The following is a 19,484-nucleotide window of genomic DNA, read 5'->3' as shown; positions in this document are numbered from 1 at the left end:
TTTTTAACTATCGTTAATTATATCAAAAAGAAAGCCATTTAGGACTTTAAATGACTTTCTTGAGTGCGTTTGTAAAATAATTCTTAATTTGTTCGAGTTCTTCTCTTCTTTTTCCGTGAACTTTATCGATTAAATCACTTAAATGATTTATCTTATGGAGAAAGTAATCTTTTGCCTCTAACTTATTATATAAATGCTTACCAGTATATATTTCTTCATCTGTTAAAGTCATCATGCCTTTTTTTACTTTGATAAACACATAGTAAAAACCATCATAAATAACATACTCATCTAAGATTTCATATCCATTTTCTAATAGATACTGTCTTAAAACTTCTTGTTTTTCATTTGCCCCTAAAAGATAGGTTGCATCTTGTACTTTTGATTCTTTTAAAATATCTGTTATTAACTTTGAACCCATCCCCGTAATGATTGCTAGGTCAAAGTGTTCATTTACTTTTTTAAAACCGTCAGATAAGTAGAATTTAACTGGATAACCAACTAGATTTTTCTTCGCACTTTCTAATGGACCTTTTCCAATATCGGTTGCAATCCCTTCTTTAATGTAGCCTTTATCCAAGGCATACTTTAAAACATACCCATGATCACAACCAATATCTGCTACAACATCATAACCTTTTGTAAGTTCAACAATTAAATCAATTCTGTTCATTATTTTCTTGCAACATAGAATTCTTTTAATTTGTTTTGACGTTGTGGAGATCTTAATTTTCTTAAAGCTTTGGCTTCAATTTGACGGATACGTTCTCTTGTAACCCCAAACTCGCGACCAACTTCTTCTAATGTATGTGTCTTACCATCAAGTAGACCATAACGAAGGCGTAATACTTTTTCTTCTCTATCAGTTAATGTTTCTAAGACTTCATCTAAAGTCTTTTTAACCATTTCTTGCATCATATAATCATGCGGATTTAATGCATTAGGGTCACTAATGAAGTCTCCTAATGATGAGTCTTCTTCTTCACCAACTGGTGCTTCTAAAGAGATTGGTTCTTTAGCAATACGTTGAATGTTTTGAACTTTTTCAGGGCTAATTCCCATCTTTTCAGCAACTTCTTCAACGGTTGCTTCTCTACCTAATTCTTGAACTAATTGGCGTTGAATACGAATCATCTTATTAATTGTTTCTACCATATGAACTGGGATACGAATTGTTCTTGCTTGGTCTGCAACAGCACGTGTGATTGCTTGACGAATCCACCATGTTGCGTATGTTGAGAACTTAAATCCTTTTTCATAATCAAACTTATCAACTGCACGCATTAATCCCATGTTACCTTCTTGGATTAAGTCTAGGAATAATAAACCACGTTGTGTATACTTTTTCGCAATTGAAACAACTAAACGATAGTTAGCTTCAACTAAACGTTCTTTAGCAATATGAGCCTTTCTAACTGCTTCTTCAAGTTCGAATACATCTTCTGGTGAAAGTTGGATTTCACCTTTCTTATATGATTCTAATTGATCAGCTGCAACTCTACCGTTAGATACCCAAATTGCATATTTTCTTTCATCATCGATATTAAGTAGAGGGATTTGTCCAATTTCTTTTAAGTACATACGTACAGGATCATCAACTTTAATTGATGAAACGATTTGTTCAATATTTAATAATTCTTCTTCTTTGATATCTTCAACTTCTAATGATGAAAGTGAGAATTCATCTGGTTCATCGATTTCTTCATCATCTTCTAAATCATCTACGTCATCAGTATCGATTTCAACTTTTACTTCTTCTTTTTCTTCTTCATCTTCATCATCGATTAGTACGTCAACTTCCTTTTCCAATAAAGCTTTTTCAAGTTCATCATACTCAGGTGTACCAAATGGATAATAGCTTTCTAAATCGCTTTGGTTTAAAGTTTTCTTCTTACCAGCTTTTTTTACAAGTGCTTCAAGTGCTACTTTCATACTCATGCTACTTTACCTCTCTTACTTAATTCATGTATTTTTTCTAGATATGAATTTTTTTCATTATCTAGTTGAGTTTCTACTAATTTTTTCTTATAGGTTTCTAACAATAAGAAATTTTCATATTCTTTTACTGCATCAACAAACTTCATAAATTCTTTATCACTTCGAATGGTCATCTTTCTTTGGAATTCAATACGGTCCATAAACTTTTGAACATATACTTTATTCTTTGCATAATGTGCTAAGAAATTTTCAATATCCATCATTGATTCGTTCGTGATTTCATAATAGTTGACGATGTCTTTAAATAATTCTTTTTGGTCTTTATCATGGATTTCTACTAAACTAATATAGTATCTAATTTTGTCTAGATATTTATCTTCAATTAAAAGATTAATTAATAAGTGTTCAAAAGCAAAGTATCCTTTTGAACGAATGACTTTTAATTCTTCTTTTTTCTTTGGTGGTAGTTCAGTAATTGTATCCGTTAAATAAACTTTAATTTTTAGTTCATTAAAGATTTTACGTTGATAATATTCTAAAACGGTATTATCTGCACCCCTTAAGAGTGCAGTCATTTGTTTTTTAAATTCTAAGATATCATCCGCTCGTTGAAAATCTTTATTTTTAATAAACATGTTATAACCAAATAAATATGGGTCTGTTAGGTTCGTATCATATAATGCTTTATATTTTTCATAACCATATTTTTTAGTATATTCATCTGGGTCTAACTTTTCAGGAAGACTTAAGATTGATATTTTTAATCCAGCTTTTCTTAAAACTGGAATTGCCTTTAAGGTTGCGTTTTGTCCTGCTTTATCTCCGTCATATGCAATGACAACATGATCAGTTAAACGTTTAATGAGTTCTGCTTGATGAGTAGTTAATGCTGTTCCCATGGTCGCAACAACTGCTTCTAAACCTGATTTATAACTTGCAATGACATCGAAGAAACCTTCAGCAAGAATGACATGTTTTTGTTTAACAGCTGCTCTTTTACTTTCTAAGTAGTGATAAACAATTTCACCTTTTTTAAAGAGTACAGTTTCTGTTGAGTTTACATATTTAGCAACTTCATCTTTTTGGGTTGTTCTACCTGAGAAGCCAACCACACGGTCATGTTCATCTTTGATTGGAAACATAATGCGTGAACGGAAGACATCATAATAAATTCCTTCTTCATTTTGTTTAACTAATCCTAAAGCCATCATGTCAGTAACTGAATGCTTTTTAGACTTTAGGAGTTGATATAACCCGTCAGGTTTACTTGGAGAAAACCCAATCTCAAAATGTTTAATATCTTCATCAGTTAATCCACGATTTAAAAGATATTTATATGCCTCGTTACCTGCCTCTGAATTCATTAAGGCAAATTGATAAAACTCATTTGTATCTTTCATTAAAGCGTATAGTCTTTCGTTTGGATCGACTTGTTTTTTCTCTTCTTTAACTTCAATACCTAGACGTTTTGCTAAATCAGTTGCTGCTTCTTTAAAACTGATATTTTTAATTTGTTGGTAGAAGGTAATTGGATTTCCACCTTTACCACACCCCATACATTTTGCTAAATGTTTTTCGGGTGAAACAGAAAAAGAAGGAGTTTTCTCATCATGAAATGGACATAAGCCCATGTAATTCTTTCCACGCTTAGTAAGTGACATAAACTCTGATGCTAACGCAACAATATCTGTTTCTTCATTTATACGTTGGATAACTGAATTTTCCATGATAACCTCCCTCTTTAATTTATTTTCTTATATGCTTAGAATTTTAATGATTCTCTGATGAATGATTCTAATTTGTCTACATCCATTCTAATTTGTTCCATTGTATCTCTAAAACGAACAGTTACTGTATTATCTTCCATTGTTTGATGGTCAACAGTAATACAGAATGGTGTACCAATTGCATCTTGTCTACGATATCTCTTACCAATGTTTTGAGTTTCATCGTAAACAACATCAAAGTTTTCTGCTAATTTCTTATAAATTTCATCAGCCTTAGCGCCATGGTCTTTCTTCATTAAAGGTAAGATGGCTGCTTTATATGGAGCTAATGCAGGGTGGATTCTTAATAATTGACGTGAATCACCACCAGGAAGTTCTTGTTCTTCTAAACCATTTAATAAGAAGACTAATGCTAGACGCTCAACCCCTACTGCTGGTTCAACAACATAAGGAATATAACGTTCGTTTGTTTCTGGGTCTAAATAAGTCATATCTTCTTTAGATAAGTTTTGGTGTTGAGTTAAGTCAAATGAAGTTCTACTTGCTAATCCCCATAATTCATCAAAGCCCCAAGGGTATTTGAATTCAATGTCAGTTGTTGCATTTGAATAGTGTGATAATGCTTCTTTTGCATGTGGTTCAAATTTTAGGTTTTCTTCTTTGATTCCTAAGTTTAATAAAAATTGTTTCATGTATTCTAACCACCAGTTGAACCATTCAATTTCAGTTCCTGGTTTACAGAAGAATTCTAATTCCATTTGTTCAAATTCACGCGTTCTGAAAATAAAGTTACCCGGAGTAATTTCATTTCTAAATGATTTACCAACTTGTGCAACGCCAAACGGAACTTTTTTACGTGTTGTTCTTTGGATATTTTTAAAGTTAATGAAAATACCTTGTGCAGTTTCGGGACGAAGATATACTTCGTTTGCTGTATCTTCAACAACACCTTGGAAAGTTTTAAACATCATGTTGAACTTTCTAATTGGTAACCAGTCAGTTGTACCTGATACTGGATCTTTAATTTTGTTGTCGATAATGTATTGGTACATTTGTTCTAATGTCCAACCATCTGGTTTTGCATTTGGATCATGTTCTAAAATTAACTTATCTGCACGATAACGTTGATTAGATGTTTTGTTTTCGATTAGTGGATCAGAGAAACCTGATAAGTGTCCACTTGCTTGCCATACTAATGGATTTAATAAAATTGATGAGTCAAGTCCAACGATATTTGGTCCTTGTCTTAAGAATTTTTTTAACCAAGCTTCTTTAATATTTTTCTTTAGGTTTGTACCTAATGGACCGTAGTCCCAAGTGTTTGCTAAACCGCCATAAATTTCAGAACCCTGAAAAATAAAACCAGTTTGTTTTGCATATTGAACAAGATATTCTAAAGTTACCATAATTGCTCCTATCTCCGATTCATTCGTTCATCCATGTGATATTCATAATAATCATACATAAAAGACTTTAATTTAAAAAAATTAACGTCCTCTATCCTATCTATTTTATCATAGGTCATATAAGAGAGTTTTAATAAAATTAAAGATTCTTCTAAATTTAGGTCAATTGTCGTATTTTCACCCACATAGACGAGTCTAGATTCTCTTAAATTAAATCCTTTTATGTTTCTGCCATCAGGCTTTAAGTTTAAATGATACCCTAAGCGACGAAGCAGTTTAAATCCAAAGGACAAAACTGCTTCTCGTTTAAAGTTTATCATTGCATTTTTTAATAATTCAAAGATACTTGCATGATCATCTTCTGGTGTGACATACTTTTTAATAAGCATCGTCATGATACTTGCAAGTTCGGTTACCTCATAACTTTTCTTAATTTCTAAAAAGTCATTTTTAATCACACCTTCTTTCAATGTAAACATTGATTTATTTGGTGTTTCTTTAAATTCTATTAGATTTAAATATTGAGCAAGTATTCTTGAAGAACTTGTTAGTTTTTGGCTTCCCTTCGCAATTAAGGTTAAATTGCCTATTGGTGTATACACAAAAACTAAGCGGTCGTTTTCTAAATAACTTTGAACACTTGTTACAATACCTTCCAAATTAGTCACCATATCCGTAACGTGTTACCGTTTGAGGATCATTTCTCCAATCTTTCTTTACTTTAACCCATAATGTTAAATGTACTTTTAAATCGAAAATCTTGTTAATTTCTTTTCTCGCTTGCGTACCAATCTTTTTAAGCATCTCACCGTTTTTACCAATGATAATACCTTTTTGACTGTCACGTTCAACAATGATTAAGGCATCCACATCTAATGTGTTTAATTCCTCATTAACTTTCATGGTTTCAATCATAACAGCAACTGAGTGTGGTACTTCTTGTTCAGTGGCATAAAGAATTTTTTCTCTAATTAATTCTGCCATTCTTGCATCTTTTGATTGGTCAGTCACATAATCCTCTGGATAGAATTGTGGACCTTCATAAAGATGTTTTAAAATTGCATTCTTCAAATGCACAAAGTGTGTCTTATCTTTTGCTGAAACTGGAATAATTTCATCAAATTCGTATTTACCCATGAATGAAATAATAATTTCATCAATATCTGATTTTTTTTCTAATTCATCAATTTTGTTGATGACTAAAATCGTTGGCAGACCTTCATGTTTAATACGATTTAAAATAAATTCATCAGATTTTTTAAATGGTTGGTCAACAACCCATAAAACACAGTCAACATCGGCCATTGCTTCTGTTGCTGCTTTATCCATTTGTTTACCTAACGAATGACTTGGTTTGTGCATACCAGGTGTATCAATAAAGATGAATTGATTGTCATCTTCATTTAAAATGCCTGTAATACGATATCTAGTTGTTTGTACTTTAGGTGATGTGATCGCAATCTTTTCACCGACTAGTGCATTTAAAAGTGTTGATTTACCAACATTAGGTTTACCAACAATTGTTATAAATCCTGATTTTCCCATTTATTTTCTTGCTTCCTCTAAATCAAAACCGTAAGGTAGTAATTCAGTAACTGTTGTTTCTTTGATATCACCATTTAAATTTGCTAAAAAGACTTTAGCTGTATGTGGGATTAATTCGTGCATCACTTGACGGCATCCACCACATGGAGAAATAGGTTTAGGACCTTCTCCAATGACTGTAATTTCAACGATGTCTTTTGGATCATATCCTTGAGAGATTAATGAGAATAATGCACTTCTTTCAGCGCAGTTACCTAAAGGATAACTACCGTTTTCTATGTTGCATCCGTGAATAATCGTGCCATCTTTTAATAAAATTGCAGCACCTACTTTGAATCTTGAATATGGAACATACGCTCTTTCACGAGCTTTTAAAGCTTCTTGAATATTCATTTAACTACCTCTCTTTTTAAGTTTGCTTTTGCAAGAATTTCTTCTTGTTTTGTAAACATTTCAATTTCTTCTTCTTTTGTTTGATGATCATAGCCAATTAAGTGAAGATATCCATGAACAGATAAGAAACCAACTTCTCTTTCGAATGAATGTCCGTACTCACTGGCTTGTTCTCTAGCACGATCTAAACAAATAAAGATATCACCAAAAGAGTCATCCATTTCATCATCATTTGGGAATGAAATGACATCTGTAACTTTATCTTTATCTCGGTAAGTTCTGTTAATTTCTTGAATTGTATCAGGACTTACAAAAATAACTTGCATATTCTTGTCAGCTTCAATTGTCTTGAAGATGCCTCTAATTAAGGTCTTTACCTTTGTTACATTTTCTTCTGTTTGGTTATGGAATTCAACTTTCATTTTCTTCGTATCTTTCTAAGATTTTTTGTACTAATGGATGTCTAATGACATCGACTTTATCAAAATAAATAAATTTAGCTTCTTCAATATCTCCTAAGATTTGAATGGCTTGTTTCAATCCAGATTCTTTACGATATCCTAAGTCAATTTGTGTAGGGTCTCCAGTAACAACCATAACCGATGAGAAACCTAAACGGGTTAAAAACATTTTCATTTGTGTGGTTGTTGTATTTTGTGCCTCGTCTAGAATAATGAAGGCATTTTCTAATGTTCTACCTCTCATATAGGCAAGAGGCGCAATCTCAATAATTCCTTTTTCAAGTAACGTATCCGTTTGTGTTCTACCTAAGAAATCATATAACGCATCATATAAAGGAATTAAATAGGGATCAACCTTCTCTTTTAAGTCACCAGGTAAAAATCCTAATTGTTCACCTGCTTCAACTGCTGGACGTGTTAGAATTAATTTTTTAACTTTACCCGCTTTGAGTGCAGCGACTGCATGTGCAACTGCTAGATATGTTTTACCTGTACCTGCTGGTCCAATCCCAAAGACTAGTGAATATTTGCTTAATGCATCACTATATACTTTTTGATTAAACGTTTTTGCAACAATTGCCTTACCTGATTCAGCAACTAATATTTTCTTTTGAGATTTATATAAATCAATAATATGGTCTAACTCATTTACTTCAGCCATTTTAATGATGTATAACACATCACGTTCAGTTAAGATGACTTTGTGTTCAGCTAAACTAATTAACGTCTTAAAAATACTTTCTAATAACTCACGTTTACTTTCTGGTGCTGCTACTACAATCTCATTTTCATAGATTGAAACGTCATAACCAAAATGAGCTTTAAATACTAATAAATTTTTATCTTCAATACCTACTAATAGTTGTAATGTTTCTACATGATTGATTTTAAGGTTTAATTTCATTAAAGTCCTCCAAATTAGGTATATCTATTTTACCAAAAAAGAGATAAAAAAGCACCTTTTTTGAAGGTGCATTTTTATTTAATGTTAGCATTAATTAGCGTTTTTTTGATTTAGCCGCTTTTGCTCTCATTCTACGATCAACGCCTGGCTTAACATAGAATTCGCGCTTACGTGCTTCTGCGAGGGTGCCGTCTTTTGAAACGTTACGTTTAAAACGACGTAAAGCATCTTCAATTGTTTCACCTTTGCGTACTTCTGTTTTAGGCATGTCTGCCCTCCTTCCACACGTTTGATTATTCAAACCTTTTTCATTATAATGCATTTTCTCAAATATGTAAAGTTTTTTTTGAAAATTTTTATAAATATAGTTGATTTAAGACAGGAATATGGGCTAATTCCGTAGGAAGTATTGTTAAACCTAGTGTAATGTATTGAGCATGCATCAAATCTAAGATTTTTCTATCTTTTTCATCGATTCCACCTTCAGGTCCAATCACTATAATAATTTTATTAAAATTATGCTTATCTAATACATCTTTTAATGTTTTTGTTTTTTCATATTCGTCTGCAACAATAACTAAACTATCTTTAACATCCATGTCTTTTAATGAATTAAAGAAGTTAATACTTGGTATTTCACTTCTTTTAGATAACTCTGAAGCTTCTTTACTAATTTTTTTTAAACGTTCTAATTTATGATCGATATTCGCTAGTTTTGCAATACTTCTTGCCATTGGAACAAAGCATATATTTCTTGCACCAAATAGCGTTGCATATTTTGTAACAGTTTCTAACTTTTCACCCTTAGGTAATCCTTGAACTAATGTGATATCTTTCGTGAAATTATCAACTAAACGATTTAATCTAAAAAATGACACTTCTTTATTGTTAATTTGCAATTTAGCTAAATGGCAAACACCATCTTTACAAATTTCAACTTCATCGTCTGTTTTAAATCGCATCACATTTACGATGTGGTGCAGATCATCTTTATTAAATTGGTCATTTTTATCTAAAAAATATCTTTGCATATTTTCACCTTATAGAAAAATAGGTATTCCATCACTGGAATACCTTTTAATAAGTCTAGTTAAAGAATCTATCGATTGAGTTACTCCAGATAACCATCGCGAAGAATACAATTGATCCAACAAGCATGATTCTGTTTAATACTAACTCAGCCCCATAAACTTTTTTACCGTTCTTAAATAAATCTTGATTGCTTCCTGTAAATGCATCCATTACATCATCTTTTGAAATTTGTAATGCAGAAACAGCAACCATAATAAAACTTGTTATTAAAATAATCCAATCAGGAAACATCATAAACTTTATTTCTCCTTCATAAAAGTGCTACTTAATTATAACGGATTTTCACCTAAAATGTCAATCTATTATGATAAAACTTGTTGTAAATCATGAATCATGCTTAAAGTTGAACGAATTCCACCAGGTAAAATGTACCATGCATAAGGGTCAAGGATATAAATATCTCCGTTTTTACCTGCTTTTGTCCCCTTCACTAATGCATTATTCATTAAATTATTGATTGAACCAGTAGATTCACCTGTTGCTTGTGCTCGATCAAACACTAAAATGATATCAGGATTTACTGCTGAAATATATTCAGCATTCACTGTTTTACCGTGTGCTTCTAAGATAGAACCATTTGCATCTGCAGGAATCATTCCTAATTCAGAATAAATAAAATCATATCTTGAGTTCTTCCCAAATTGTGAAATTGTATCACCATTTACCATTAAGAATAAAACATTCTTATCTGGGAAGTTTGTCTTAATTTCGTTGAATGATGTTTCAAATGATGTAATATATTGATTTAAATCATCTTTAATATTTGTAAAAATCTTTCCTAAATTTTGATAAATTTCTTTTTGCTTTTCGAAATAATATGGGTTTGCATTAGAAATATCTAAGATATCAGCATTTGGATAACGTTGTTTTAAGTCACTATACTGACTTGCAGCTCTTCCACCTAAAATAATTAAATCTGGCATCATTAATGTTAATGCATCATGATTTGGTTCAAATAACGTACCTACATTTGGATACTTATTTCCTGAAAATTCAGCAAGAGATTCTGTTAAATTCTCTCCCTTAGATAATCCAAACACAGTAATTCCTGCTTTATTTAAGCCTAGTTCTAGCATAATATCAGAAAATTCTAAAGCAAATGTCGCGACCACTCTTGGGTTTGTCGTAAAAGTTTCAGTTACTTCGGTTCTTACGCCATCAATTGTCACTGTATGGGTAATTTCTATATCTTCTCTTGGTAAATCAGATTCACCAATATTTAAGTTGCATGCTCCTAAAAACATGATTCCTACTAGTGTTAAAACACTTAAAACTATTTTTTTCATCTACAAATTTTCCTCTATTTTTATAAGTTTTTTTCTATATTATGGAATACACAAATCTTTTTACCATCAACTTCTCTAATACAGAATTGATGATCATATACATTATTTAACACATCTGTATGCATCATATCATTGATGTTACCATCATAGGCTACTTCACCATCTTTAATCGCGATTACATGATCACAGAATGTAGATGCAATATTAATATCATGCATAACAACAACAATTGTCTTACCTAATTCTTCAACAAATTTTTGTAAGAGTAACATCATTTCAACAGCATACTTCATATCTAAGTTATTCAGTGGCTCATCTAATAAAATATACTTTGTATCTTGAACTAATATCATTGCAAGTAGCACACGTTGAAGTTGTCCTCCAGATAATGTATCAATATATTGATTTCTCACACTCTCTAATTTTAAATATTTAATAACTTCTTCAATTTTTTGAATACAGTTTTCATTTAATTTACCCTTAGAGTGAGGATATCTACCAAATGAAATTAATTCATATGCAGTTAATTTTAAATTGAAATGATTTTGTTGTTTTAAAACTGAGATTAGTTTTGAAACATTTAAGCCTTTTTGATTAATCTCAATACCATCAATTTTAATTGAACCTGTTTTAATTGGAATCATACGACTAATGGCATTAAATAAGGTTGACTTACCGGCTCCATTTGGTCCAATAATTGCTGTAATCTTATTTTCAGGAATACTTACATTGATGTTTTTTAAAACATCTTTTGTTCCATAGCTTTGATTAACATTTTCTAAAACTATCATAACTTATGCTCCTTTACAATAAGATTGATCATATAGATACCACCAATTAAATTAATAACGGTTGTAACGGTTGTTTTATATCCTGTTAATTCAATGATTGCCTGTCCTAAAACTAGACAAATCAGAGAAATTAAACATGATGTAATAAATAATGTTTTATGTTGATATTTTTTAAACATTTCTTTGGCAGCATTCACACTGATTAATCCAAGGAATGCAAGCGGTCCAACAAGTGCTGTTGTAATTGAGATTGCTAAACTAATTAAAATTAATGTTTTATAAGTTTCATTTTGATAATTAATTCCTAAATTTTTAGCTTGGAATTCTCCTAAACTCATCACATCATAAACACTTGATTTTTTAAAGAAGAAATATCCAATAACAATCGCAATCGGTAAGGCTACAAATACTAATGAAGTCTCAATACTCACAATCGAAACACTTGTTAATTGTGCAACTGTTTGAAATGCATCCGGATCCATTAAAATTTGTAAAAAAGTTGAGTAGTTAGAAGCCAAGGTTGATATAACCATCCCAACTAATAAAAGTAACAATAAATTCTTTTTATGCTTTTTCATGAAGAATGTATAAAGCAGAATGGTTGATCCCGACATCACAACAACACTAAATAAAAAGTTAAGTGGTGCATTTGATATTAATCCACCTAAATACGATACAAAAAAGACAATCGTTGTTTGAATCACAACATAAATCGCATCTAATCCTAATAATGAAGGCGTTACAATTCGGTTTGATGTTAATGTTTGGAAAGTTAAGGTTGACATACTGATTAAGACAGAGGCAATGATAAGTGCAGTTACTTGAATGCCTCGTCTACTTAAGATATCTAAAACATTTTTCCAAAAATATGGTGCTCTTGCTGGGTCTGATAAATTAAAAATAATTAAATTAAATTGTGAAGCAATCCAGGCAAGCATATATAAGATAATTCCTACTGTTGCTATAATGCCTAAAATCCAATATTTTTTACGCATGTTTCTTACCTCTTAATAAAAGGTATAAGAAAATAATTGACCCAATAATACCCATGGTAAATCCAACAGCTAATTCATAGTATTCGCCTGTTGTTAAAAGGAAGAATGTCCTTGAGATTAAATCACATGTTAAGACAAAGATACTACCAAAAATCATCATATATATAATGTTTTTATTTAACTTATCTCCAAAATAAATAGAGATGATATTTGGTACAATTAAACCTAAAAATGGTAATGGGCCAACCACAATAAAAGTTGAGGCTGAGATTACAGATACAATCAATAGACCCATAAAGGTTACTCTACTATAGTTAACGCCTAAGTTATTCGCAAAATCTTTACCTAAAGATGCAATATTAAACCTTGTAGCATATATAATTGAAAGAATTAATGCCGGTACAGTTAATAAAATCATTTCATAAGTACCAACTGTTTTATTAACAAAACTTCCTAAGCCAATAAATGCTAGAATTTGTTCAGTTTTCGTTGCTTGTGCAATGACCATAGAAATTGAACCAATTAACGAACCAAACATCATTCCAATTAAAGGCACATAGATTTCATTTTTAAATTGTATTTTACTAATGAAATGTAGGAAAACAAAACTTGAAATCATAGAAAAGCCAAATGAGAAAATGAATTTTCCCCAAATAGGTATTGTTGGCATAAATAAATAACTAATTAATATACCAAGTGTTGCAGCTTGTGTGGTACCAATAGTACCCGGAGAAACGAATTTGTTACGACCAATTGATTGCATGATTAAACCAGCAACTGACAAAGCACTTGCTGTAAGTATAATTGTTAATGTTCTTGGAATTCTTGATATTAGTAAAATTTCAATCGCTTCTTTGTCAAAAGATAATATCGAAAACAGATTCACATCTAATCTTGCATCAATACTTAACGATAATAATATTAAACCAATTAATAAAATTACCGATAAGATTTTTACTGTTCGCATGTTTTAGTTCCGATTAAATCGTAAGATTCTCTAGTAACTTCGATAATCTCTTCTGGTTTTTGGTGATGTGCGCTATTTTTATCTCTATGCATCGCAATATGTTCAGGACTACCTTCCCAAACATAAAAAGCTTTCTTATCTTCCCAATAGACACTTTGACGGTATAAGTCATATTCAGGGTTCTTCTTATCAATCATTAACTCTGATTTAACATACCCTTTTGACTTTGCCATCACGCTAGGATTTAGAAAGCGTTCTAAAACTTTGTCTTGAAAGCCTTTTTTAACTTTCATTACACGTACTAATACATACATATTTATTTTCTCCTTTCTTCTACAATGAAACTATCTATATTTTATTAAAAAATATAAAAACTTACAAGGAATATTATAATCATTAGTTGATAATTTTTCTAAAAAATACCTTATTTTTTTAATTAATCCTCAAATATTTAAGAAGTTTCTAGTCCAATTATGACATATTTTATATTAACTATGTTTAAAATACTGTTTTCTATTCCATTTGCTTGTCATAAAAAATTGATTGATGTATAATCATTCACGGTGAAAATATGGAAATCAAAAGTATAAAACTCGGTGATTTAAGAACAAATGCATATATTGTTTCAAAAGGTAAACAATGTTTCATCGTTGACCCTGGTTTTGAACCCAGTGAAATTATCGAATACATTAAATCAAAAAAATTAGAACCTCAATTTATCTACATCACACATGGACACCATGATCATGTTGGTGGTGTGAGAGAATTAAAAGAGTTATATCACATTCCAGTATATGCTCCATTAAAAGATAAAATCTGGATGGGGGATACACCTTATAACTACTGGCCATATGAAATCCCTGTTGACCAATATGTTGTTGAGAATGATATCATTGACTTTGAAGACTATCAATTTAGAGTCATCGAAACTCCAGGACACTCAATGGGTTCAACTGCATTATATGCCGCTCCTTATCTATTTGGTGGGGACACATTATTTTATGAAGCTGTAGGTAGAACAGATATTCCGTTCTCAGATGAAGCGACAATCATAGATACAATTAAAACTAAATTATTCAAATTACCTGATGATACACAAGTATTCCCAGGACATGGAAAACCAACAACAATCTTCCATGAAAAATTAAATAATCCGTTTATAAAATAAAAGACAGAATTAAAATTGATATGATACCTCTAAAGTAGACACAGGAAATAATATAAAGAAATATATATTATTACTGTTAATACTTGGAGGTATTTTATTTTGAGAAAAAACAAACGATTAAGTTATGAAGAAAAATTACTTATTTGCACGATATATGAGAAAGGCGAAGGGTCACTTAGACAGTTAGCAAGTCAGTTTGGCGTAAGCAAAAGCGCAATAGAGGTACTGATTTTCAAATATAGTAAGTTTGGTGCTGAAGCATTACGTATGCAAGGTATGAATCAAAGTTATACTGAAACATTAAAAAATGAAGTTGTTGAATCATATAGGAATGGTGCTGGAAGATATTATGATTTAGCCCTAAAATATGGAATTCGTAATCCGTCATTAATAGCAAGATGGGTATTAGGGTATAATAATATCAAAACTACACATAGTGAATCAGGTGGTATCGATATTATGGGACGTAAAACAACATTAGATGAAAGAGTTAAAATTGTAGAATACTTAATTCAAAATGCGTTTGATTATCAAGGTACCTCCTTGAAGTTTGAAGTAAGCTACCAACAAGTATACACTTGGTACAAAAAGTACCAAGTTTTTGGTGTTGATGGACTTAGTGACAAGCGTGGTCGAAAAAAACAACCTGATGAATTATCAGAACTTGAAAAATTAAGACGTGAGAATGAACGCCTAAAAAAAGAATTATATTTAAGTGAGGCAGCCAAGGAAGTCTTCAAAAAAAAACAAGAGTTGGAGGCAAAAGCCCACTTAACAAGATTAGAAACCAAGAAACATATGAAACAATAGCTTATTTTAAAGATGTTTACGATATTAAATGGCTCTGTGAACTGTTAGGTATAGCGCGATCTGCATATTATAAATGGTCAAACAGAATTAAACCATCCTATGAAACAAAGAATGAAGAAATGCTAGAAGTTATACAAACCTACTATAAACATTTCAATAAAAAATACGGTTATAGACGTATTAGAGATAACATCAATAAATATACTGGAAAAAATCATTCGGAAAACTACATTTATCGTTTAATGCGAGCCTACAATTTAAAATCTATTATCCGTCGTAAACGTCCAGGTTTCTTGAAGACTAAACCTGAACAAGTTGGACAAAACATATTAAATAGAGAATTTAGTGCATCCAATCCAAATGAGAAATGGTTAAGTGATGTTACAGAATTTAAATATGGATACAGTGGTCAAAAGCTTTACTTATGTGCGATATTAGACGTATATGATAAGAGTGTAGTTTCTTATCATATACATCATAGAAATGATAATCATCTCGTTTTTACAACCTTTAATAAGGCAGTGAAAAAGAATCCTGGTGCTCAACCAATGTTTCATAGTGACAGGGGATTTCAATACACGAGCAGATCATTTAAGAATCTATTAGATAAACACAATATGGTGCAAAGTATGTCTAGAGTAGGTAAGTGTATTGATAATGGACCAATCGAGAACTTATGGGGCATCATCAAATCTGAAATGTATTATTTAGAAACGTTTGATTCATCAGAAAAACTCACAAAAGCAATTAAAGATTACATTAAGTTCTATAATCAAGAAAGAATACAACGTAAATTAAAAAGCCATACACCTTTAGAATATAGGTATATGGCCATTTAATTTTATATTATTTACCGTGTCTACTTGACAAGAGGCTGTTCAAATTTGAAATTCTGTCTTTTTTTCATAATTAACTCTCTTAAGCATTCTTAAAATATCCAATTTCAACAAAATATCCATTTGGATCTTGAAATTGTAAATAATACATGTAAGCTTCTTCTACTTCTTTATAGTTTATCTTTAATGAACTTAGTTTATGTTTCATATACTCAACTTCACTTTGTGAACTTAACATCATTGAGAAAATATTTTGATTATATACTGGATTTTTTATTTTAGCTGGTACTAACTTTTCTAATAACTCTTTTTTAACAAAGATTATATATGAATCTAAAGTGAGTTTAACCGTATGTACTTCATCGCTTGAAAACTCTTTTGCAGTTTCTAATCCTAAAGACTCATAAAAATTTCTTGTTTTTATGATGTCAGTTGATAGAAAATTAATAAATGATTGATTTACTTTCATAGTCATTTTTCAAACACAAATTCAATTAAATATCCATTTGGATCTTTAAGGTGAATAAAATACACCACATCATCATCAAATACACCAAATTCAATATGATTGGTTTTTAAGCGTTCTTCCATTAAGTGCATTTCTTTCATCTCTTTAATTAAAAATGAAATAATTTGATTACCAACTTGGAATGAGGTTACTGGCCTTTGATGAAATTTTTCAAATTTCTTTTCTGTTAAGAATAAAAGATAGGTGTTCTCGGTAAGTAAAAATGCTTCACTATCTTCAGAACTCTGTTGTAATACACGCTCAAAACCAAGTAATTCATAAAATGATTTTGTTTTATCCAAATCATGTGTCAATAAATTGGTAAAGTATCCACTTACTTTCATAAAAAAATCCCCTTTTTTCTTTAGTATACATCGAATATACAAAGTATAGGGGATTTTTGTTTTAACGTTCTAAAATCACTAATGTTTCAATTGAAGTTGTTTGAGGAAACATTCTAACAGGAATAACTTCTTTAAGTTTATATGTTTCTCTAAGTACTTTTAAGTCACGTGTTAAAGTATTTAATTCACATGATAAATAAATAATTTTCTTAAATTGCTTTTGATTTAAAACTGTTAATAAAGATTTATGAAGGCCAGCACGTGGTGGGTCAATCACTAAAATTTCAGCATCTAGTTTTGGTAAAACTTGTTCAGCTAAACCACTTCTAATCTCAAAACTTCCTTGATAATAAGGTTTTAAATCGTTTGCCATTTTAATATTTTCTTTATTTGATTCAATCATCACAATTCGTTTTGCATTTTTACCAATAAAGTATCCGATAGAACCAATACCTGAATAACAGTCAATCACTGTTTCGCCATTTATTTCACTTGCAATACGTTCATAGGTTTTAATCATCACTGGTAAGTTTACTTGCATAAATGAACGGTCATTAATTTTTAATTTTAAACTTCCTTCGGTAAATGTTAGTTCATTCTTACCATATAAAGTATATGATTCGTTACCTAGAATTGTTTTTTCATTTGGCTTAATGTTTAATGTAATCCCAACAACTTCTTTAAATGTTTTAATTTTTTCAACTAGTTCTTTTAATCCAGTAAATTCTTTTTCATATGCCACTAAAGTCACTAAGACTTCTTCTTTTTCGTTTGAGCGTAACATAATATGTTTGAATACTTTTGGATCAACTTTAATAGATTGTTGTTGGATTTTTGCGATACATCTTTGAATCGCATGTGAATTTAAAATGAAGGTATGCACTTCAACCAGTTCAATTGGTGTTGTTGTGTACAAACCTAAACGCATCATTTCATCGTCTAAGACATGATAAACGACTTTATTTCTATAATTTAATGTCTTTTCACTTTGAATAACTTCACCTAATGGTGCTTCATAACCTAAAGAACGCTTAAATTCTTTAGCTGTAATTTCAGCTTGCCAATCGTTTTGCTTATCATCTTTTAAATGATATAAATCAAGCGCACCAAGTTTTGAAGTCATGGTTTTACGCTCTGGTGATGTTGTTAATAATTTTTTTATTTTTGCTTGTAAGAATTTTGATTTAACATCAATAATTGTTACTTGCGCTTTTTCATCTTTAAGTAACCCGGGTGTGAAAATGATGATATCATCAACCTTGCTTACGCCTTGTCCAAAACGGTCAACCTCGTATGCAGTTACTTCAAGTATATCGTTAATTTTGTATTCCATAATTATCCTTGACTAATCTTTTTTCTATACGCTAAATCTGACTTAATAATATCAACTAATGATAGTTCTGTTTGCCAGCCTAAAATGCGTTTAGCTTTTGATGCATCCGCAGTTAATATTGCAGGGTCTCCATCTCTTCTTGGTCCAAAATTAAACTTAAGTGGTAAGACTTCATTGACTGCATTTGCTACATCTAAGTTTGAATATCCTTTTGCTGAACCTAAATTAAAGATATCTGATTTACCACCGTTAAATAGGTAAGTAGCGCCAATAACGTGAGCTTTCGCTAAATCTGAAACGTGGATATAATCTCTAATATTTGTTCCATCTTTTGTTGGGTAATCATTACCATAAATTGTTAAACTATCACGTAAGCCTAGTGCTGCTTCAATTGTTACTGGGATTAGATGCGTAAGTTTCGCTTTCTTTAATCCAATTTCAAGTGATGCATCTGCACCAGCCACGTTAAAGTATCTAAAAATAACATAATTAATATCATGTGCTTGGCTTGTCCATTGAATTAACTTTTCACAAGCAAGCTTTGTTTCCCCGTATGGATTAATTGGATTTTTTAAATCATCTTCTAAGCAAATACCAGTTTTAGAATCTCCATAAACTGCTGCTGTTGATGAAAAGACGATATTTTTAGTTTGTGTTTCCACCATTGATTCTAAAAGTATACGAACACCTTCAACATTATTATAATAATAAGCTAGCGGTTCCTTCATACTTTCAGGAACAATTAATTTAGCCGCAAAGTGCATTACACAATCAAATTTTTGATCCTTTAATACGCTTAAAACATCCGCTTTAATCGTAATGTCTTTTTGATAAAACTTAACATTTTCAGGAATAAATGTAATATCACCCGTTGATAAATTATCCATCACAGATACTTGATGACCTGCCCTTAATAATTCATAAACTGCATGAGAGCCAATATATCCGGCGCCTCCAATAACTAAAACGTTCATATAATC

24 protein-coding genes are annotated in these 19,484 nt (G+C 30.9%); 3 read left to right on the top strand and 21 right to left on the bottom strand.

What is annotated here, in order from left to right; all coding sequences use genetic code 11:
- Positions 1 to 46: 46 nt before the first annotated feature.
- The 17 genes from EXC59_RS00300 to EXC59_RS00220 all read right to left on the bottom strand — a co-directional run bounded on the left by EXC59_RS00300 (position 47) and on the right by EXC59_RS00220 (position 13,819).
- Positions 47 to 673: a tRNA (adenine(22)-N(1))-methyltransferase gene (locus tag EXC59_RS00300; RefSeq protein WP_084145064.1), complete on the bottom strand. Its 627-nt coding sequence runs from the start codon at positions 671 to 673 to the stop codon at positions 47 to 49.
- Positions 673 to 1,938 carry an RNA polymerase sigma factor RpoD gene (gene rpoD, locus EXC59_RS00295; protein WP_035368254.1) on the bottom strand — a complete coding sequence of 422 codons (1,266 nt, stop codon included), beginning with the start codon at positions 1,936 to 1,938 and terminating at the stop codon, positions 673 to 675. The genes EXC59_RS00300 and rpoD overlap by 1 nt, the downstream gene beginning before the upstream one ends.
- On the bottom strand, positions 1,935 to 3,665 hold the full coding sequence (gene dnaG, locus EXC59_RS00290; protein ID WP_162163875.1) for a DNA primase: 1,731 nt from the start codon (positions 3,663 to 3,665) through the stop codon (positions 1,935 to 1,937). Before dnaG ends, rpoD begins: the two co-directional genes overlap by 4 nt.
- A 35-nt stretch (positions 3,666 to 3,700) precedes the next feature.
- Positions 3,701 to 5,071, bottom strand: a complete 1,371-nt coding sequence (locus tag EXC59_RS00285) for a glycine--tRNA ligase (protein ID WP_035368255.1) — start codon at positions 5,069 to 5,071, stop codon at positions 3,701 to 3,703.
- Positions 5,072 to 5,079: 8 nt separating this feature from the next.
- Positions 5,080 to 5,742: a DNA repair protein RecO gene (gene recO / locus EXC59_RS00280; RefSeq protein ID WP_084145066.1), complete on the bottom strand. Its 663-nt coding sequence runs from the start codon at positions 5,740 to 5,742 to the stop codon at positions 5,080 to 5,082.
- Positions 5,732 to 6,616 (bottom strand): GTPase Era, encoded by an 885-nt coding sequence (gene era, locus EXC59_RS00275; protein WP_035368258.1) that lies wholly within the window; start codon positions 6,614 to 6,616, stop codon positions 5,732 to 5,734. The genes recO and era overlap by 11 nt, the downstream gene beginning before the upstream one ends.
- Positions 6,617 to 7,009: a cytidine deaminase gene (gene cdd / locus EXC59_RS00270; protein WP_035368259.1), complete on the bottom strand. Its 393-nt coding sequence runs from the start codon at positions 7,007 to 7,009 to the stop codon at positions 6,617 to 6,619.
- On the bottom strand, positions 7,006 to 7,431 hold the full coding sequence (ybeY, locus tag EXC59_RS00265) for an rRNA maturation RNase YbeY (RefSeq protein ID WP_162163876.1): 426 nt from the start codon (positions 7,429 to 7,431) through the stop codon (positions 7,006 to 7,008). Before ybeY ends, cdd begins: the two co-directional genes overlap by 4 nt.
- Positions 7,421 to 8,374 carry a PhoH family protein gene (locus EXC59_RS00260; RefSeq protein WP_162163877.1) on the bottom strand — a complete coding sequence of 318 codons (954 nt, stop codon included), beginning with the start codon at positions 8,372 to 8,374 and terminating at the stop codon, positions 7,421 to 7,423. The genes ybeY and EXC59_RS00260 overlap by 11 nt, the downstream gene beginning before the upstream one ends.
- 94 nt (positions 8,375 to 8,468) lie before the next feature.
- On the bottom strand, positions 8,469 to 8,642 hold the full coding sequence (rpsU, locus tag EXC59_RS00255) for a 30S ribosomal protein S21 (RefSeq protein ID WP_035368264.1): 174 nt from the start codon (positions 8,640 to 8,642) through the stop codon (positions 8,469 to 8,471).
- An 88-nt stretch (positions 8,643 to 8,730) separates the two neighbouring features.
- Positions 8,731 to 9,405 carry an RsmE family RNA methyltransferase gene (locus tag EXC59_RS00250; RefSeq protein WP_035368266.1) on the bottom strand — a complete coding sequence of 225 codons (675 nt, stop codon included), beginning with the start codon at positions 9,403 to 9,405 and terminating at the stop codon, positions 8,731 to 8,733.
- A 55-nt stretch (positions 9,406 to 9,460) separates the two neighbouring features.
- Positions 9,461 to 9,700, bottom strand: a complete 240-nt coding sequence (gene secG / locus EXC59_RS00245; RefSeq protein WP_051658920.1) for a preprotein translocase subunit SecG — start codon at positions 9,698 to 9,700, stop codon at positions 9,461 to 9,463.
- 68 nt (positions 9,701 to 9,768) lie between these two features.
- Positions 9,769 to 10,752, bottom strand: a complete 984-nt coding sequence (locus tag EXC59_RS00240; RefSeq protein ID WP_035368267.1) for an ABC transporter substrate-binding protein — start codon at positions 10,750 to 10,752, stop codon at positions 9,769 to 9,771.
- 20 nt (positions 10,753 to 10,772) lie between these two features.
- On the bottom strand, positions 10,773 to 11,543 hold the full coding sequence (locus EXC59_RS00235) for an iron ABC transporter ATP-binding protein (RefSeq protein ID WP_035368268.1): 771 nt from the start codon (positions 11,541 to 11,543) through the stop codon (positions 10,773 to 10,775).
- Positions 11,540 to 12,538, bottom strand: a complete 999-nt coding sequence (locus EXC59_RS00230) for an iron chelate uptake ABC transporter family permease subunit (RefSeq protein ID WP_162163878.1) — start codon at positions 12,536 to 12,538, stop codon at positions 11,540 to 11,542. The genes EXC59_RS00235 and EXC59_RS00230 overlap by 4 nt, the downstream gene beginning before the upstream one ends.
- A complete protein-coding gene (locus EXC59_RS00225) occupies positions 12,531 to 13,505 on the bottom strand; it encodes an ABC transporter permease (RefSeq protein WP_035368269.1) in 975 nt (324 codons plus the stop codon). Before EXC59_RS00225 ends, EXC59_RS00230 begins: the two co-directional genes overlap by 8 nt.
- Entirely contained in the window at positions 13,493 to 13,819 is a 327-nt protein-coding gene (locus EXC59_RS00220; protein ID WP_035368272.1) for an antibiotic biosynthesis monooxygenase family protein, read from the bottom strand. Before EXC59_RS00220 ends, EXC59_RS00225 begins: the two co-directional genes overlap by 13 nt.
- A 257-nt stretch (positions 13,820 to 14,076) precedes the next feature.
- Between EXC59_RS00220 and EXC59_RS00215 the strand changes: the two genes are divergently transcribed.
- The 3 genes from EXC59_RS00215 (at position 14,077) to EXC59_RS00205 (ending at position 16,322) form a co-directional block, all read left to right on the top strand.
- Positions 14,077 to 14,673 (top strand): MBL fold metallo-hydrolase, encoded by a 597-nt coding sequence (locus tag EXC59_RS00215; RefSeq protein ID WP_035368274.1) that lies wholly within the window; start codon positions 14,077 to 14,079, stop codon positions 14,671 to 14,673.
- A 99-nt stretch (positions 14,674 to 14,772) separates the two neighbouring features.
- On the top strand, positions 14,773 to 15,483 hold the full coding sequence (locus EXC59_RS00210) for a helix-turn-helix domain-containing protein (protein WP_129614220.1): 711 nt from the start codon (positions 14,773 to 14,775) through the stop codon (positions 15,481 to 15,483).
- Positions 15,453 to 16,322 (top strand): IS3 family transposase, encoded by an 870-nt coding sequence (locus EXC59_RS00205; RefSeq protein ID WP_162849184.1) that lies wholly within the window; start codon positions 15,453 to 15,455, stop codon positions 16,320 to 16,322. Before EXC59_RS00210 ends, EXC59_RS00205 begins: the two co-directional genes overlap by 31 nt.
- Before the next feature lie 79 nt (positions 16,323 to 16,401).
- Here the strand turns inward: EXC59_RS00205 and EXC59_RS00200 are convergent, their stop codons facing one another.
- The 4 genes from EXC59_RS00200 to galE form a co-directional block, all read right to left on the bottom strand.
- Positions 16,402 to 16,788 carry a VOC family protein gene (locus EXC59_RS00200; RefSeq protein WP_035368852.1) on the bottom strand — a complete coding sequence of 129 codons (387 nt, stop codon included), beginning with the start codon at positions 16,786 to 16,788 and terminating at the stop codon, positions 16,402 to 16,404.
- 2 nt (positions 16,789 to 16,790) lie between these two features.
- Positions 16,791 to 17,171 (bottom strand): VOC family protein, encoded by a 381-nt coding sequence (locus tag EXC59_RS00195; protein WP_162163960.1) that lies wholly within the window; start codon positions 17,169 to 17,171, stop codon positions 16,791 to 16,793.
- Positions 17,172 to 17,232: 61 nt separating this feature from the next.
- Entirely contained in the window at positions 17,233 to 18,504 is a 1,272-nt protein-coding gene (gene rlmD / locus EXC59_RS00190; RefSeq protein WP_035368850.1) for a 23S rRNA (uracil(1939)-C(5))-methyltransferase RlmD, read from the bottom strand.
- 2 nt (positions 18,505 to 18,506) lie between these two features.
- Positions 18,507 to 19,478 carry a UDP-glucose 4-epimerase GalE gene (galE, locus tag EXC59_RS00185; RefSeq protein WP_035368849.1) on the bottom strand — a complete coding sequence of 324 codons (972 nt, stop codon included), beginning with the start codon at positions 19,476 to 19,478 and terminating at the stop codon, positions 18,507 to 18,509.
- Positions 19,479 to 19,484: the final 6 nt, after the last annotated feature.

The sequence above is a fragment of the Acholeplasma hippikon genome, from assembly GCF_900660755.1.
Classification (GTDB): Bacteria; Bacillota_I; Bacilli_A; order Acholeplasmatales; family Acholeplasmataceae; genus Acholeplasma; species Acholeplasma hippikon.
Note: the sequence above shows the minus strand (reverse complement) of the source record. Positions and strands in the feature narration are given on the sequence as shown.